This window comes from Microbulbifer thermotolerans, from assembly GCF_001617625.1.
Classification (GTDB): domain Bacteria; phylum Pseudomonadota; class Gammaproteobacteria; order Pseudomonadales; family Cellvibrionaceae; genus Microbulbifer; species Microbulbifer thermotolerans.
Genome location: NZ_CP014864.1, coordinates 3,185,474 through 3,200,667 on the forward strand (window position 1 = coordinate 3,185,474; position 15,194 = coordinate 3,200,667).

The window sequence follows — 15,194 nt, forward strand, 5'->3', positions numbered from 1 at the left end:
ATTCCAACATGTATAAAAATAATATTGCACTTATCTTCCTCGCGGCCTGCCTCGCCGCCTGCGGCGAACACCCCGGAAATAACTCCGTCAATATTCCGCGCGAAGAGCGCGGGCATCACGCCGCCGCCGATTTAAACCTAAATACACGCGAATATTTCGAAGCTCCCGGAATCAACGTCCTCGCCTTCAGCAATGCGCCCGGAGGCCTTTTCTACGACGCAAAAACCAGCGGTGTGGAAATCATCCAGCGCGGCGAGCGCATCGCCACCAATGGGGACCTGCGGCTGCTGCATACCCCGGAGCAGTGGGACGGTATGGGCAGGCTGATTGAACGCCGCGCAGATCCGGAGGCAAATCGCATAGAAACAAGACTGGAATACCCCGAACACAATCTCTCTTACCGCGTGGACACTCGCGCCCAGGGCGACAAAGTCGAAATCAGCGTGCACCTAGACAAGCCTCTGCCGGAAAAACTCGAGGGCAAGGCCGGCTTTAACCTGGAATTCCTGCCGGCGGCCTATTTTGGCAAGACCTATCTGATGGATGGCCGCGGCGCAATATTTCCCCGCCACCCCCGCGGTCCCATGCGGTTCGACCGCGATGGCCGCACGGAGCCTTTGCCTCTGGCGCGTGGAACTGAGCTGGTACTGTCGCCGGAAAACCCGGATACACGTGTCACCCTGCGCGAATTGAGCGGCGAAAACCAACTGCTGCTGTTCGATGGTCGCAATAAGGCGCAGAACGGCTGGTTTGTCGTGCGCAGCCTGATTCCCGCCGCACGCACAGGCCGGGTGATTCACTGGGAGCTGGAAATAACGGCGGAACCCGGCTGGCTGCGCACACCGGTGATCACTTATTCGCAAGTGGGCTACCACCCGCAGCAGCCGAAAACCGCGGTTATCGAACTGGACGCCAACGACACGCCCAAAGCGCGCGCCCGCCTGCTGCGCCTGACGGCCGATGGCGAAACGAACGAAGCTTTCAACGCGCCGGTCAATCTGTGGGGCAATTACCTGCGCTACCAGTACGCCACTTTCGATTTTTCCGCGGTCACCCGCCCGGGACTCTACCGAATTGAGTACGGCAGCCAACTGAGCGGCCCCTTTCCGATTGATACCAATGTACACCGACAAACCTGGCAGCCGACACTGGATATTTTTCTGCCGGTACAGATGGATCATATGGAAGTGCGCGAGGCCTACCGGATTTGGCACGGCAGATCGCATTTAGACGACGCCCTGCAGGCGCCACCAAACTATGAACACTTCGACCTCTACGCCCACGGCCCGGAGACAGACAGCCGTTTTGAACCCTTCGAACATATTCCGGGCTTGGCGATCGGTGGCTGGTACGACGCGGGGGACTACGATATCCGCACCCAGTCCCAGTATCACACGGTGCGGGATCTAGTGCGCGCCTGGGAATCGTTCCGCATAACAAGGGACAACACCACCGTCAGCCAATCGAAACGCCTGGTGCAGATCCACCGCCCGGACGGGGTACCGGACATCCTCCAACAAATCGAGCACGGCACACTAGCGCTGATCGCCCAGCACCGCGCCCTAGGGCACGCCATTCCCGGCATTGTCGCCGCACACCTGTATCAGTACCCGCACCTGGGCGACGGCGCCACCAAAACCGACAACCGCGTCTATCGCGCCACACTGGACCCCTTCGCCAGTGAGCGGCGGGTGGGAAAAATGTATCTGCCATCCACAGCCGCACCGCCGCCGGAGCGCCGGGTGCTATCGAGCGACGGCAACCACAGTGGTGAATTCGACGACCGCTGGGCTTTCACTAGCAACACATCGGCACTGAACTACGGTTCCGCCGCGGCCCTCGCCGCCGCCAGCCGCGCGTTGCGCGGCTACAACGACGACCTGGCGAAAGAGAGCCTGGAGACCGCCGTCAACGTCTGGGAGTACGAAAGCCACCGCGAACCCAACCGATACCGTTATGGCAATACCACCGGAGGCAGACTGGAGGAGGAGCAGCTGGGCGCCGCGGTGGAGCTGTTGGCGGCCACACAAAACCCACGCTATGCACAAGCGGTGCGTCAGTTATTACCACAGCTGCATGACAGGTTTGCCACCAACGCCATTACCCTGGCGCAGGCCCTTCCGCTGATGGACCAGGCATACGCCGAAACGCTGCAACAACTCACGCGCGCTTACCGGGAGCAGATCAGGGAATACGAGCGGGAAAATCCTTTCGGTGTCCCCATTACCCGCGGCGGCTGGGCCGGCGCCGGCAGCGTGATCGATTTCGGTAATACCAACTACTGGCTGCACCGCTATTTTCCGCACATTGTGGAAAAGGACCTGGTATTCCGCAGTCTCGACTATATCCTCGGCCAACATCCCGGCTCGAACCTGTCACTGGTCTCCGCCGTTGGCGTGGAATCGAAACTGGTGGCCTACGGTTCCAACCGCGCGGACTTTTCCTTTATTCCCGGCGGCGTGGTGCCCGGGGTGCTGGTGTTGCCGCCGGACTTTCCGGAAAACAAAGAAAACTGGCCGTTTTTCTGGGGGCAAAACGAATATGTGATTACGGTAGGGGCCAGTTATTTGTTCCTGGCCAATGCCGTGCAGTCCCTACTGGAACAACAGGCAGATGAGAGCACTCTCTGAATCCGTTCGAGGTTCTCTCCGGGAAGGAAAGTCGAGGCGCGGCGTTTGCCGCGCCCCCGTATTCAGTCGCAGATAGCCCCGCTGACCTCCGGCGTCTCCGCGCTGCCCGTGCCCAGGAATCCGAACTCAACCGACTCACCCGGCTGAATGGTGGCATTCCAGTCCACATTCGTCGCCGTGTAGGGCCCACTGCCGGATATCTGCGCATTCCAGCCGTTGGTCACCTGAGCATCGCCGGCATAGTCCCATGACACACTCCAGCCCTCCACCGGTTCAGAGCCGTTATTGGTCAGGACGATACTGGCAACAAAGCCGCTGTTCCAAACATCCTGGTTGATGTAATCGCAGCTGACGCCGCCGGAGCCGGAGCCCGCTTCCACCTGCAGGAAAGCACTGCTGTATGCGGCGGGTGCCTGGGCGTAAACGCGGTTTTCCGTGGCGCTCTGCACCGGTGCGATATTACCGCCATTCAGCACGCCTACGCGCACATCGGTGTTTTCCCCATTGACAGCCTGGGCAAACTCGTAGGTCCAGACGGACGCCGCCCCATTGACGACGGTGAAGGGAGAAGAGGGCAGGTAGACATCGGATCCCTCCTCGGTCACCAGGCGCAACCGTACTTGATCACCCGGATTTAGGGTTTGCTCCGCAGCGGTCAGCGCCCCCAGATCCGCCCAGGCGCTGCCGCTGGCCGGAACATGAGTGAAGGTGAACGCATCAGTGCTGCTGGTTGAACCATCGCTCACCTGCAGGCGCACGGTCACCTCCCCTTCGGTTTCCGGCTCGTCCAAGCTCAGTACCGTCTCCACTGCGCTGGTACTGCTCAGGCTGTAGAGCGCCGTGTCATTGGCTTCCAGACTCCATGTGTAAGTGAGGTTTTCCCCCTGCGAGGCAGCGGCGCTGAGCTGGATCTCCCCAGAACCCACAAAAGTACTGTTGTCGGGTGTTGCGGTGATTTCCGCCACAACCGGCGCGGGGCCGCCGTCGCCGTCGAACACCACATCAATACAACCGTGGAAGCGCTCGTAGGTCCATTGATTGCGCCCCCATTCGCCGTAGATCACATGGCGGCCGCTGCGCTCCGGCACCACACACTGGGTGTGGAAAAGGCTGTTGCCCTTGTCCGGGGTGATATTCGGGGTCGCACCCGGATTGCTGTCGTTATACCCGGTCAGGTTACAAAAGGGCTCACTCTCGAAATCATCCCAGGTCAGCGGTTTGCCCACCTCATACTGAAAATCGGGCTTAGTAATGTAATAGACAAACTCCTCAGTGTCGTCGAAGTGCGGCCCCCAGGAAATATCCCAGGTGATAGTCAAAGGCCCCGGGGTGATGCGGTTGGTGGGCCAGTCCACGGACTTATCCCAGGGGGTCGCGCCGCCATGCCAGGTTTCGCTGTCGAAACCGCAGACATTGGCGGGCAAAGGGGTAACACCTTTGCGGCCCACGTCATGGGTCAAGACGCTCATAAACTGATAACCGCCGTTGAAATCATCGGCAAATGCCTGAGCACAGGCGCTGCCCGGTTCCGCCGTATCGGGTTTGGTGATCGCACCGCAGAACCAATTGCGCGAAGCGGGTTCGGACATCAGGCCGTGGCCGAAGGCTCCGGCCGACAGGGCCAGTGCCCATGCACTGAGTAGTGATTTTTGATACCGCATAACTTCTCCCTCCTGTTGTTTTATTGAGAAGAAATTATTGCGGTGCGAGACGTGGGCGACCGGAAAACACCGGGAGCAGGTATTTGTAATCGCTTGTTATTTATAACCTCCCCTGGGTGGGAAAGACTCCCATCCGGCCTCGAGTAAGCGTTTCGCGACCTTGGCGCGGCTGAGCGGAGAAGTCAAGTGGTTAGCTGGCGCAACTGGTTGTTTCCGGCGCCCACCAGATGAAAGGCTGCCCCTCGAACACGGAACAAGCGCACTGCAGAAGGGCCGGGGAACGTGAGCGGCGACGGCACTGTCGCTCCATACTCCTCCGACCCTCGGTATTGATCCGCACGGGAGAAACCCGTAATGTAAACGTTTACACCAAACACCGGAAAACCCGGTCCTGTCGGTGCTCGCAGCGTCAAATACCGGTACCGAACAACAATAACGAGTCCTATTTGGCACAAAAGATGACACGTCCAATCACGGGTATACGCCCGTTTCTATTCGGCACATCACCGCCCCCCACAGGGAAAAGGCCGGAAGCCTCTTGCTTACGGGTATTCATCAAACGAATCCTGCCTCCGCTCTTAGTAGGTTTGCTGTCCGCGCCGGGTGCGGCGGAAGTGCGCCTGCCCAAACTGATCAGCGACGGAATGGTGCTGCAGCGCGACGCTCCGGTGAAAATCTGGGGCCTGGCGGATGCGGGAGAAGCGGTGGCAGTCGAATTCAACGGTCGGCACTACAGCACCGAGGCCGATGACACAGGCCACTGGTCCGTCACGCTCAAACCACTGCCCGCCGGTGGCCCTCACACCATGACCATCCATGGGGAGAACCACATCGAACTGGCGGACATTCTCGTCGGCGATGTATGGCTGGCATCCGGGCAATCCAATATGGAATATCCCATCAGCCGCATCGCCCACCGCTTTGAAAAAGAAATCGCCGCGGTAAACAACAGTCGCATCCGCCAGTTCCGGGTACCGCAAGAATATGATTTCAACGCGCCTCGAGCGGATTTAGAAAGCGGCCAATGGCTGGCGGCCAGCCAGGACAATATCCGGGACTTCAGTGCCGTAGCCTATTTTTTTGCCGCGGAAATACAGCGGAAACTGCAGGTCCCCATCGGCATCATCAATAGCAGTCTCGGCGGCTCACCAGCGGAAGCCTGGGTGAGCGAAGAAACTCTCAAGCAGTTTCCGCAACATCTGGCGGAAAAGAGAAAATTTGAAAATCCGGCGCTGATTGAAAAAATCCAGCGGGAGGACCGCGCCCGCATCGATCAATGGTACGCCATCGCCGCGCAAAAGGATGCGGGATTGGCCGAGGGGGAAGTCCCCTGGTTTGCGCCGCAACTGGACACCGCGGAATGGGCGCAACTCTCTCTGCCGGGTTACTGGGCGGAACCAACAGAGGAGGGCGACAACGGCATTTTCTGGTTCCGAAAAAACCTAGCGCTGCCAGAACACTTAGCCGGCACAGCGGGGCTTCTGGAGCTGGGGCGCATCGTGGACGCGGACGAAACCTATATCAATGGCCGACAGGTGGGCAGCACCAGCTACCTCTACCCGCGGCGCCGTTACCCGGTGCCGGCGGGCCTGCTGCGCGCGGGGGAAAACACTATCACCGTGCGCGTCACCAATACCAGCGGTCGCGGCGGTTTCGTCAAAGACAAGCCCTACGCACTCACAGTGGCAGGCGAGCGGTTTGATCTGCGCGGTCCCTGGCACTTCCGGCGGGGCGCGCGCATGCCCTCGCTGGCGCCTCAGACCTTTGTGCGCTGGAAGCCCGGCGGGCTCTTCAACGCCATGCTCTACCCGCTGCAAAACTACCGCATCAAAGGCGCCATTTGGTACCAGGGGGAGTCCAATGTGGGCCGGGCGGAGGAATACAAAAAGCTCTTCCCAGCGCTAATCCGCGACTGGCGCTCGGGCTGGCGGGCACAAGCCGGTCAGGATTCCCTGCCCTTCCTGTTTGTGCAGCTGGCGAATTTTCTCGAACCCGCATCGACGCCCGCAGACAGCGCCTGGGCGGAACTGCGCGAAGCCCAGGCCGCCGCTCTCGCCCTGCCGGACACCGGCATGGCCGTTGCCATCGACGCTGGCGAGTGGAACGACATACATCCGCTGGACAAAAAAACCGTCGGACTTCGCTTGGCGCTGGCCGCGCGGCGCGTCGCCTATGGAGAAAAAGAGGGCATTTATTTCGGGCCGCAGTTCCACTCTCTGCGGGCAGAAGGCGACAGACTGATTGTCACCTTCCGCCACACTGGCGGCGGTCTGAAACCATCGGACGGCGGCCCCCTGCGGCACTTCGCCATCGCCGGCAAAGACGGCCACTTCACCTGGGCCCGTGCGGAAATTCTCGGCGATACAGTACGCCTCTGGAGTGAGCAAGTACCCACACCGACCGCTGTGCGCTACGCCTGGGCGGATAATCCCGCAGGCGCCAACCTGTACAACAGTGCCGACTTACCGGCCGCGCCCTTCCGCGCACATCTGGAGAATCCGGCCTATGACGCAACAACATCCGACTAAAACCGGTGGGAAAGGCTCCCATAGCCTTTTTCCCGCCGCTCTCTGCCTAATGTGCCTGCTGACTTTCTTCAGCCCTACCTCCAGCGCCGAACAGCTTGCCAGCGGCACCGCGCTTTTTCGCCTAAACCAGCTAGGCTACGCCCCCGAACAGCGAAAAATCGCCCTGGTGTTCGCGGAGGAAAACCCTGGCTACTTTCTCCTGCGCGAACACAGCGGAGGCGACCCAATACTCAAGGGCTCCTTCACTCCCGCCCCAGCCAAAAGCTGGTCTGGCAAACCAGTGTGGATAGCCAACTTTTCCACCCTGAAAAAAAACGGCTTATACCGGCTGGAAATCCCCGGTCGCGGCAGCTCCCTGCCTTTTGCGGTCAACAGCGATGTATACGGAAAACTGGCCCGCGCCAGTCTCAAGGCTTTCTACTTCCAACGCGCCTCCACCGACCTGGACGCACAATACGCCGGGCGCTGGGCGCGCAGGGGCGGCCATGCCGACCGGGAAGTGGAAATACATCCATCGGCCGCGGGGACCTCGCGTCCGGCGGGGGCTACCGTAGCCTCGCCAGGGGGCTGGTACGACGCTGGCGATTACAACAAGTACATAGTAAACAGCGGCATCGCCACGGCGACCCTGTTGTCGGCCTATGAGCGTTATCCCCGCTATTTCACACGACTGGAGCTCGGCATTCCCGAATCCGGCAACCCACTGCCGGACATTCTCGACGAAGCGCGCTACAACCTGCGCTGGATGCTCACCATGCAGGACCCCGCCGACGGGGGCGTGTACCACAAGCTCACCACGGCCCGATTTGAAGGCATGACGGTAGCGCCAGCGGATGCCGGGGGGCGTCGCTATCTGGTACAAAAGAGCACCGCCGCCACATTGGATTTCGCCGCCGTTATGGCCCAAGCGGCGCGTCTGTATTCCCCCTTCTCCGCGGAAGAAGCCGACAAGTACCTGCGCGCCGCCGAGCGTGCCTGGACCTGGGCCGCGCAAAACCCTGGCATTCTCTACCGACAGGAAGCACTGAACCGCAAATACGACCCAGATATACACACAGGCGCCTACAGCGACGAATACCTCGAAGACGAGCGGCTGTGGGCCGCCGCCGAGCTCTTTATCAGCACCGGCAACACCGCCTACCGGGACGCTCTGCAAAATGCCCCCATCGACTACCAGCTGCCCTCCTGGTCCCAGGTACAGTGGCTGGGACATTATTCCCTGATCCGCCGCGAACAAGAGCTGAAGCATCTGGACCTGGCCTGGCTGACGGAGATAAAACGCAGCCTTCTCAAAGAAGCCGAACGACTGCGCCACCAGAGTGCTCAGACCGCGTATCAGGCCCCCATGGTCACCAGTAAAACCCATTTCGTCTGGGGCAGTAACTCAGTGGCGGCAAACCAGGGCATCCTTTTCCTGGAGGCGTATCATCTAACGGGCGATGTCGGCTTTCTGCACAGCGCAGCCGACAATCTCGATTACCTGCTGGGAAGAAATGCCACCGGCTATTCCTATGTCACCGGTTTCGGCGGCAAATCCCCACAACACCCACACCACCGCTTGGCCGCGGCCCAACCAGCGCTGCCGCCACTGCCGGGGTTTCTTGTCGGCGGACCAAATCCCGCCCAACAGGATAACTGCGACTACCCAAGTGATGTCGCAGATGAATCCTACACGGATACCTTGTGCAGCTACGCCAGCAACGAAATAGCCATTAACTGGAACGCGCCTCTCGCCTACCTGGTAAACGGCCTCATCGCGACAACTTCAAAACAACAATGAAAAACCGGATTCTCTCGCTCCTGCTCTCCACCGCTCTCGCCCTGCCCGCCGCAGCAGCACCCCCACCACAATTGCAAAATCACACCGGAGGCACCCAATTGCTGGTGGACAAGCGGGCTTTCCCGATACTCGGTGGCGAACTGGGTAACTCCAGCGCCTCCCACCTGGAATACATGGAAAGTGTGTGGCCGAAACTAAAAGCCATGCACCTGCACACCCTCCTGGTACCCGTTTACTGGGAACTACTGGAAGCGGAAGAGGGAAATTTCGACTTTTCCCTGATCGAAGCGCTGCTCGACCGAGCCCGCCGGGAAAACCTCAGGCTGGTGCTGCTGTGGTTCGGCAGTTGGAAAAACAGCATGTCCACCTACGCCCCTTCCTGGGTGAAACGCGACACAGCGCGCTTCCCCCGCGCACTGGACGAAAAAGGCATACCTCAGGAAATTCTCACGCCTTTTAGCGAAAACAATTTAAACGCGGACCGCCGCGCTTTCGCTGCGCTAATGCGCTTTCTCAAACGGGCGGACGGCAAATACAAAACCGTCATTATGGTGCAAGTAGAAAATGAAATCGGCATGCTGCCGAGCCCCCGCGACCACCACCCGCTGGCGGATGCCGCCTTTGCGTCGCAAGTGCCGGAGCCGCTGCTCGACTACCTGCGGGAGCACAAGGCGCAACTGGAACCGGAGCTGCGCGCCGCATGGCGCCGCAACGGCTTCCGCAACAGCGGCAGCTGGGCACAGCTATTCGGCGGCGACACCACCGGCGAGGAGATTTTTACCGCCTGGTATTTCGCCCGCTATACCAACGCTGTGGCGGCCGCCGGAAAAGCGGAATACCCGTTGCCCATGTTCGTCAACGCTGCCCTCAACCGCCCCGGTGCCTCGCCCGGTGAATACCCCAGCGGTGGCCCGCTGCCACACCTGATGGATATCTGGAAGGCCGCGGCGCCGAACATCGATCTTATGGCACCAGACTTCTACAACCCCCACTTCCAATACTGGAACGACCGTTATACCCGCCAGGGTGATCCGCTGCTGATTCCGGAAATCCGCTTCGACACTGACGCCGGAGCCAAGGCCCTCTATGCTTTCGGCCACTACAATACGCTCGGCTTTTCGCCCTTTTCCATTGAAACTGGCTCAACAAAGGCAATGGAAAATCTCGCTCGCAGCTATGATTTACTGGCACAGCTGGGGGGACATATCACCGCAGGCAGTATTAAAGAAGGCGTCTGGCTCACCCGGGAAAATCCACAAATGGCCTTCACCCTCGGCGACTACCATTTTACCGCCAAACACGAATTCACCCTCGGCTGGTCCCCGGGTTCAGAGGCGGAAACCTGGCCCGAAGCGGGCGCTCTGATAGTGCAAACAGGGCTGGAAGATTTTATGGTCGCCGGCACCGGCGTGGTATTAACCTTCGCCGCCGACGGCAAACGCGCAGGCATAGACACACTGGAAGAGGGAGAATTCCAAGACGGCAAATGGACGCCCGGACGGCGCTTAAACGGCGACCAGAGCCACCAGGGACGGCACCTGCGCATTCCCGGCGGCGAGTGGCAAATTCAAAAATTGAGGTTATACCGGTATTAGTCGCGCACTGTTATCCCGTTTCCTGCAAAGCTTGAAGTGACCCAGCTTTGGATGCTGTGCGGATTTTAGCCGGATTTCTTGACGAACTTGGTTAGGATAACAATCCGCTGACCTTCTACACGCCCTTCAATTTGCTCGGGGTTGTCCGTCAGGCTGATACCGCGCACCGCGGTACCCCGCTTGGCGACAATACTAGTGCCCTTAACGTCCAGGTCCTTGATAATGGTCACCGTGTCGCCGGCCTGCAGCTGCGCGCCATTGCAGTCCCGGTGTACCACCACCTCGCTTTCGTCCGGCAGCGCACCCGCTTGAGCCCAGGCCAGCATATCGTCGTCCAGATAGAGCATATCGAGCAGATCCTGTGCCCAGGTCTCTCCCGATAGCCGTTTCAACAGACGCCAGGCCATCACCTGTACCGCTGGAACCTGGCTCCACATGCTGTCGCTGAGGCACTGCCAATGACCTGAATCTATCTGCGCCGGGTTCTCCAGCTGCGTGCGACAAGTCTCGCACAGCAGTATATCCGCGTCGCCGCGGCCCTCTGAAGCCGGCACGCTATAAGGCTTCAGTCCACTGTCCGCACCGCAGAGTTCACATTGTCCGCCGCTGCGCGCCACCAGTTCTTGTTCAGTACTCACAATCTGTCCTCGTGCAAAAGGCGCTGATTATACGCGTTTCAGCGCCTGCAGTGCACAGTATAAGGTTTTGAGGCCGCGAACCCTTCGCTACTACGCAGCAGGTAAGTTATTGGGAATACACGCTGGTTGAGCGCTAAAAAGCCACGCGAGAATATCCACGTGGCGGGAAGAAAATAGCGTTTGCCCCCAAAAGAAAACGCCATTAAAGCCAGCAAAGGCTTAGCATTTCATTTAATAGAGAGAATCTATTTAAGATACGACTAGGAATCCACTTACCTAACAATTTCTCTATACTTTGCTTGATGGTGCTGGCGCCTTCAACTATTTCGCTATCGTTTCCTTTTTCTGCGTTGTTGCCATTTTCCGAATTACTGCTTCCTTCGTTATGCTTCGACCGGATCAGAAAGAATTCAATTTCAGTAGACAAACAATTTAAAATATCCGCCTCGATCTCTGATTTATCAACTGCATTTTTAACCAGCCACAAAACCTCTTCACAAATAAGATATTCAACTAATTCGTTTGCAGATTTTTTAAATCAGAACCATTCTCAATGGTTTCTACTTACTATAATTCCACCACGCGCCATAAATTCTTTATAGCAACAGATAAACCGGTCAACGCATTCGACGCCATTTTTACCATGGTCCATTTTAACCTCCGGCATAACGCAAATGGGCAGATACTATTATAGGTATAGGCCGATGAGCCCACGCACCAAAGTAAGCCCCCCAAAAGGCCTGTATTTATCGGACAGACAAATTAGAACTTTCTAATTAAGGTTTTACATGCGCACGGTAAGCCAGACGAAGACGATCGCCATCTGATTAGAGTATTTTCTATCAAACTAGAATATCTTTCCCTCTGCTGACTCTACGGGCCAGCTCCCCCTCAATCAAAGCCAGCGCCTCTTCCTGCATGGCCGCGGAAGCATTGCGCGCTGCGCTGATCTCTCCACTGTCGATAGCGTCGTAAAGTATTTTGTGATTTTGGTAGCTCGCCGTCGCCACACCTTTAATACGATTGGTATAGCGGATGCTTACCCTAAGTGCCGTTTCAATAAAACTGCCGAGCTGAATATAAAAGGCGTTATTGGTGGCATTGAGAATATTGATATGAAAGGCAATATCCGCATCGACGGGATCTTCCAGTCCTTCCTCGGCGCGCTGCATGCGCGCCAGCGCCGCCCCCACCGCGGAGATGGACTCTTTGTCCTGCACCGCCGCCGCCAGGGCCGCAGCTTCTTTTTCTATGGCCAAACGCAACTGGAGAAATTCACGCAGCATTTCCAAGGTCGGGCTGGCGCGCAATATCCAGCCGAGCACATCCGGATCGAACAGATTCCATCGCGCCCGCGGCTGTACCCTGATGCCCTGGCGTGGACGGGAAGTGACTAACCCTTTCGCCGTCAGCATTTTGATCGCCTCTCGGGTGGCGCTGCGGCTAATGCCGTACTCATCGCACAATCCGGCCTCAGAGGGCAATCCCTCTCCGCCGCGGTAGCGGCCGTTGACGATAGCCGCGCCTAAGATGTGTACCAGTTGTTGGGTCAGATTCTGTCCACCGGGTCTTCTATTCACGCGCTCTGCTCTCTTCTTATTTTTTGTCGGGGCGTCAAAAGATAACCCGCCATTGCCCGGCACGCAGCCCCGCCACTTATTCGCCGGACACCCAGCGTCGCTCGATTCAACATCTATTTGACATATCATTCAGATAAATATTGTAAACGTTTACATCCATTGCTAGGGTAACTCCCCGGCTGCTGCTCAATGCACTGAGCAGCAGCCTAAAATATTCGCGCGTATTCCCGCGCCAGGCGCTCGACAATAAATCCATAACGACCAGCGCTGTCAGCGATGAAATGAAAAAATCAGCCGCCACACGGTCGGCGGCTCCGCGCCGCGGCCCAACGCAACTGCTGCTACTTTTTTTCGCAGCCATTACCGGTCTGTGCGCAACCGCGCAAGCGCAGACGCCTCACCATCTATGGTTTGACCGCCCCGCCGAAGATTGGGAGCGCGAGAGCCTCCCCATCGGGAACGGCGCTATGGGCGCGGCGGTTCAGGGCGGCGTAACACTGGATATTCTGCAGTTCAATGAGAAAACGCTCTGGACCGGGGGACCCGGCACACGGGAGGGCAAATACGATTTTGGTATCCCCGCCGATCCGCAAACCGAAGCCCTTACAGAAATCCGCCGGGAGCTGAATACAAAGGGCCGGCTGACACCGGAGTATGTCGCCAGGAAACTGGGACGCAAAGCCGAGGCTTACGGCAGCTATCAAAATTTTGGTGAACTGCGCCTGACTTTTCCCCCGTCCGGTGAAATCAGCGGCTACCGACGCCAACTGGATATCAGCGAAGCTATCGCACGGGTCACTTATTCCGCCGATGGGGTGCGCTACACGCGGGAATATCTGGCCAGCTATCCAGACGGCGTTATTGCCATCCACCTGAAAGCCGATCGCGCGGGGCATATCAACTTTACCGCAGAGCTGAATATTCCGCATAACCGCAGCGCGCATCGTTCGGTCCGGCAGGGGCGTATCGCCATCAGAGGAAAACTGCTGGACAACGGTCTGGCCTACGAAACTCAACTACAGGTGATCGCCGACGGCGGTTCCCTCACACGGACAAACGAAGGCGGTATCCGGGTATCGGACGCCGACACCGCCACCCTACTGCTGGCCGCCGCCACCGATTACGCTCCGGTATATCCCGCTTATCGCAGCACAATTTCCCCTCACAAAACAGTACAGACACGCGTGAACCGCGCCCACCGCAAAGGCTGGTCGGCCCTGCGCGCCGCCCATGTCGCCGACCACCGCGCCCTGTTCGATCGCGTATCCCTGCACGTAAATGAATTGCCTCTTGCACCTTCCGCCGGGAAACAGCCCCCCCGCCAAAAAACTGCAGCGCTATTTACCAATATCCCCATCGACCAATGGCTGGCCAGCTACGGTTCTGGAAACTCGGCTGCGGACCGCGCTCTGGAAGCCCTCTACTTTCAATACGGTCGTTATCTGCTAATCGCCAGTTCCCGCTCCGGGTCTCTGCCCGCCAACCTGCAGGGTGTCTGGAACAATTCCACCACGCCGCCCTGGAACGCGGACTATCACACCAATATCAACTTGCAGATGAATTACTGGCCCGCTGAAACCACCAATCTCGCCGAGACGGCCATACCCCTGTTCGACTTTGTCGATACCCTGCACCAACCCGGAAATTTTGCGGCGGAAAAACTACTCGGCGCCCGCGGGTGGACCTTATTTCTGAATACCAATATCTGGGGATTCACGGGCACCATCGATTGGCCCACAGCCTTCTGGCAACCGGAAGCCGGTGCCTGGTTGGCCACCCATTATTACGAGCACTATCTGTTTTCCCACGACGAAAAATTCCTGCGCGAACGGGCCTACCCGGCGATGAAAGGTGCCGCCCTCCTGTGGCTGGACGCGCTGGTACCAGATCCGCGCGACGGGCTACTGGTGGTTTCACCCAGTTACTCTCCAGAGCACGGTGACTTCACCGCGGGTGCCGCCATGTCCCAGCAGATCGTTTCTGAATTGCTGCGCGATACGCTCAACGCCGCCCTGAAGCTCGGCGACCGTGCATTTGCACAACAAATAGAAAAAACACTGGATCAACTGGACCCAGGCCTGCGCATCGGCAGCTGGGGACAGTTGCAGGAATGGAAGGAAGATCTGGACCACCCCGAAAACAAGCACAGGCATGTGTCGCAACTCTTCGCAATTTACCCTGGCATTCGTTCCCTTCCTGCGCCACTGCTCGATGCCGCGCGAACCTCTCTGGAAGCCCGCGGCGACGCCGGCACAGGCTGGAGTCGAGCCTGGAAAATTAACCTGTGGGCCAGGTTGGGAGACGGCGACCACGCCCATCGTATTCTGTCCGCACAATTGCGCCAAAGCACACTGCCAAACCTATGGAGCAGTCACCCACCCTTCCAGATAGACGGTAACCTCGGCGCAACCGCGGGCATAGCGGAAATGCTACTGCAGTCTCATGGCCAGGAAATTCATTTGCTGCCAGCGCTGCCCGCTGCTTGGCCCAGCGGCGCAGTCTCCGGATTGCGCGCCCGGGGTAATACCACCGTGGATATGTGGTGGAGTAAGGGTCAATTGCAAAACGCCCACATCACCGCCTACAGCAGCGGCCAACTAAAGTTACGCCTGCCACAAAACGGAAACTTCTCGCTGCGCCGGGCCAGCGATAACAGAATCGTCGCGCAGAGTGAAGGGGCACATATAAAAATATTCAATGTACAGCCGGGCGAAAGCTACCTGCTTACCAAAGCAAACTCGGAGGTTACGCGTAAATAGCTTCAATAGGGGTAAAAGTGATC

The 15,194-nt window shown here is 58.3% G+C and carries 9 protein-coding genes; 5 read left to right on the top strand and 4 right to left on the bottom strand.

What is annotated here, in order from left to right:
- Positions 1–8: 8 nt before the first annotated feature.
- Complete coding sequence (locus tag A3224_RS13225) at positions 9–2,630, top strand: glycoside hydrolase family 9 protein (RefSeq protein ID WP_082817531.1); 2,622 nt, start codon at positions 9–11, stop codon at positions 2,628–2,630.
- 62 nt (positions 2,631–2,692) lie between these two features.
- Here the strand turns inward: A3224_RS13225 and A3224_RS13230 are convergent, their stop codons facing one another.
- Positions 2,693–4,291 (bottom strand): lytic polysaccharide monooxygenase, encoded by a 1,599-nt coding sequence (locus tag A3224_RS13230; RefSeq protein WP_067155553.1) that lies wholly within the window; start codon positions 4,289–4,291, stop codon positions 2,693–2,695.
- Positions 4,292–4,905: 614 nt separating this feature from the next.
- Here A3224_RS13230 and A3224_RS13235 point away from each other — a divergent pair.
- Genes A3224_RS13235 through A3224_RS13245 form a run of 3 tightly spaced genes read left to right on the top strand, consistent with a single transcriptional unit; the run spans position 4,906 to position 10,194 of the window.
- Entirely contained in the window at positions 4,906–6,819 is a 1,914-nt protein-coding gene (locus tag A3224_RS13235; protein WP_197462992.1) for a sialate O-acetylesterase, read from the top strand.
- Positions 6,797–8,599 carry a glycoside hydrolase family 9 protein gene (locus A3224_RS13240; RefSeq protein WP_082817533.1) on the top strand — a complete coding sequence of 601 codons (1,803 nt, stop codon included), beginning with the start codon at positions 6,797–6,799 and terminating at the stop codon, positions 8,597–8,599. Before A3224_RS13235 ends, A3224_RS13240 begins: the two co-directional genes overlap by 23 nt.
- Positions 8,596–10,194, top strand: a complete 1,599-nt coding sequence (locus tag A3224_RS13245) for a GH35 family beta-galactosidase (RefSeq protein WP_082817534.1) — start codon at positions 8,596–8,598, stop codon at positions 10,192–10,194. Before A3224_RS13240 ends, A3224_RS13245 begins: the two co-directional genes overlap by 4 nt.
- Before the next feature lie 65 nt (positions 10,195–10,259).
- Here A3224_RS13245 and A3224_RS13250 read toward each other — a convergent pair whose 3' ends face one another.
- From A3224_RS13250 to A3224_RS13255, 3 genes are all read right to left on the bottom strand, one after another.
- Positions 10,260–10,832 carry a PhnA domain-containing protein gene (locus tag A3224_RS13250; protein WP_067155559.1) on the bottom strand — a complete coding sequence of 191 codons (573 nt, stop codon included), beginning with the start codon at positions 10,830–10,832 and terminating at the stop codon, positions 10,260–10,262.
- 202 nt (positions 10,833–11,034) lie between these two features.
- On the bottom strand, positions 11,035–11,319 hold the full coding sequence (locus tag A3224_RS16975) for a hypothetical protein (RefSeq protein ID WP_139223202.1): 285 nt from the start codon (positions 11,317–11,319) through the stop codon (positions 11,035–11,037).
- A gap of 355 nt (positions 11,320–11,674) precedes the next feature.
- On the bottom strand, positions 11,675–12,412 hold the full coding sequence (locus A3224_RS13255) for a FadR/GntR family transcriptional regulator (protein WP_067155563.1): 738 nt from the start codon (positions 12,410–12,412) through the stop codon (positions 11,675–11,677).
- Between the two features lie 281 nt (positions 12,413–12,693).
- Between A3224_RS13255 and A3224_RS13260 the strand changes: the two genes are divergently transcribed.
- Positions 12,694–15,171: a glycoside hydrolase family 95 protein gene (locus A3224_RS13260; protein WP_074902690.1), complete on the top strand. Its 2,478-nt coding sequence runs from the start codon at positions 12,694–12,696 to the stop codon at positions 15,169–15,171.
- Positions 15,172–15,194 lie beyond the last annotated feature (23 nt).

Bases quoted from the DNA above. Each gene is read 5' to 3' on its own strand.
- A3224_RS13225 (WP_082817531.1), top strand. From the start codon at position 9: ATGTATAAAAATAATATTGCACTTATCTTCCTCGCGGCCTGCCTCGCC.
- A3224_RS13230 (WP_067155553.1), bottom strand. From the start codon at position 4,291: ATGCGGTATCAAAAATCACTACTCAGTGCATGGGCACTGGCCCTGTCG.
- A3224_RS13240 (WP_082817533.1), top strand. From the start codon at position 6,797: ATGACGCAACAACATCCGACTAAAACCGGTGGGAAAGGCTCCCATAGC.
- A3224_RS13245 (WP_082817534.1), top strand. From the start codon at position 8,596: ATGAAAAACCGGATTCTCTCGCTCCTGCTCTCCACCGCTCTCGCCCTG.
- A3224_RS13260 (WP_074902690.1), top strand. From the start codon at position 12,694: ATGAAAAAATCAGCCGCCACACGGTCGGCGGCTCCGCGCCGCGGCCCA.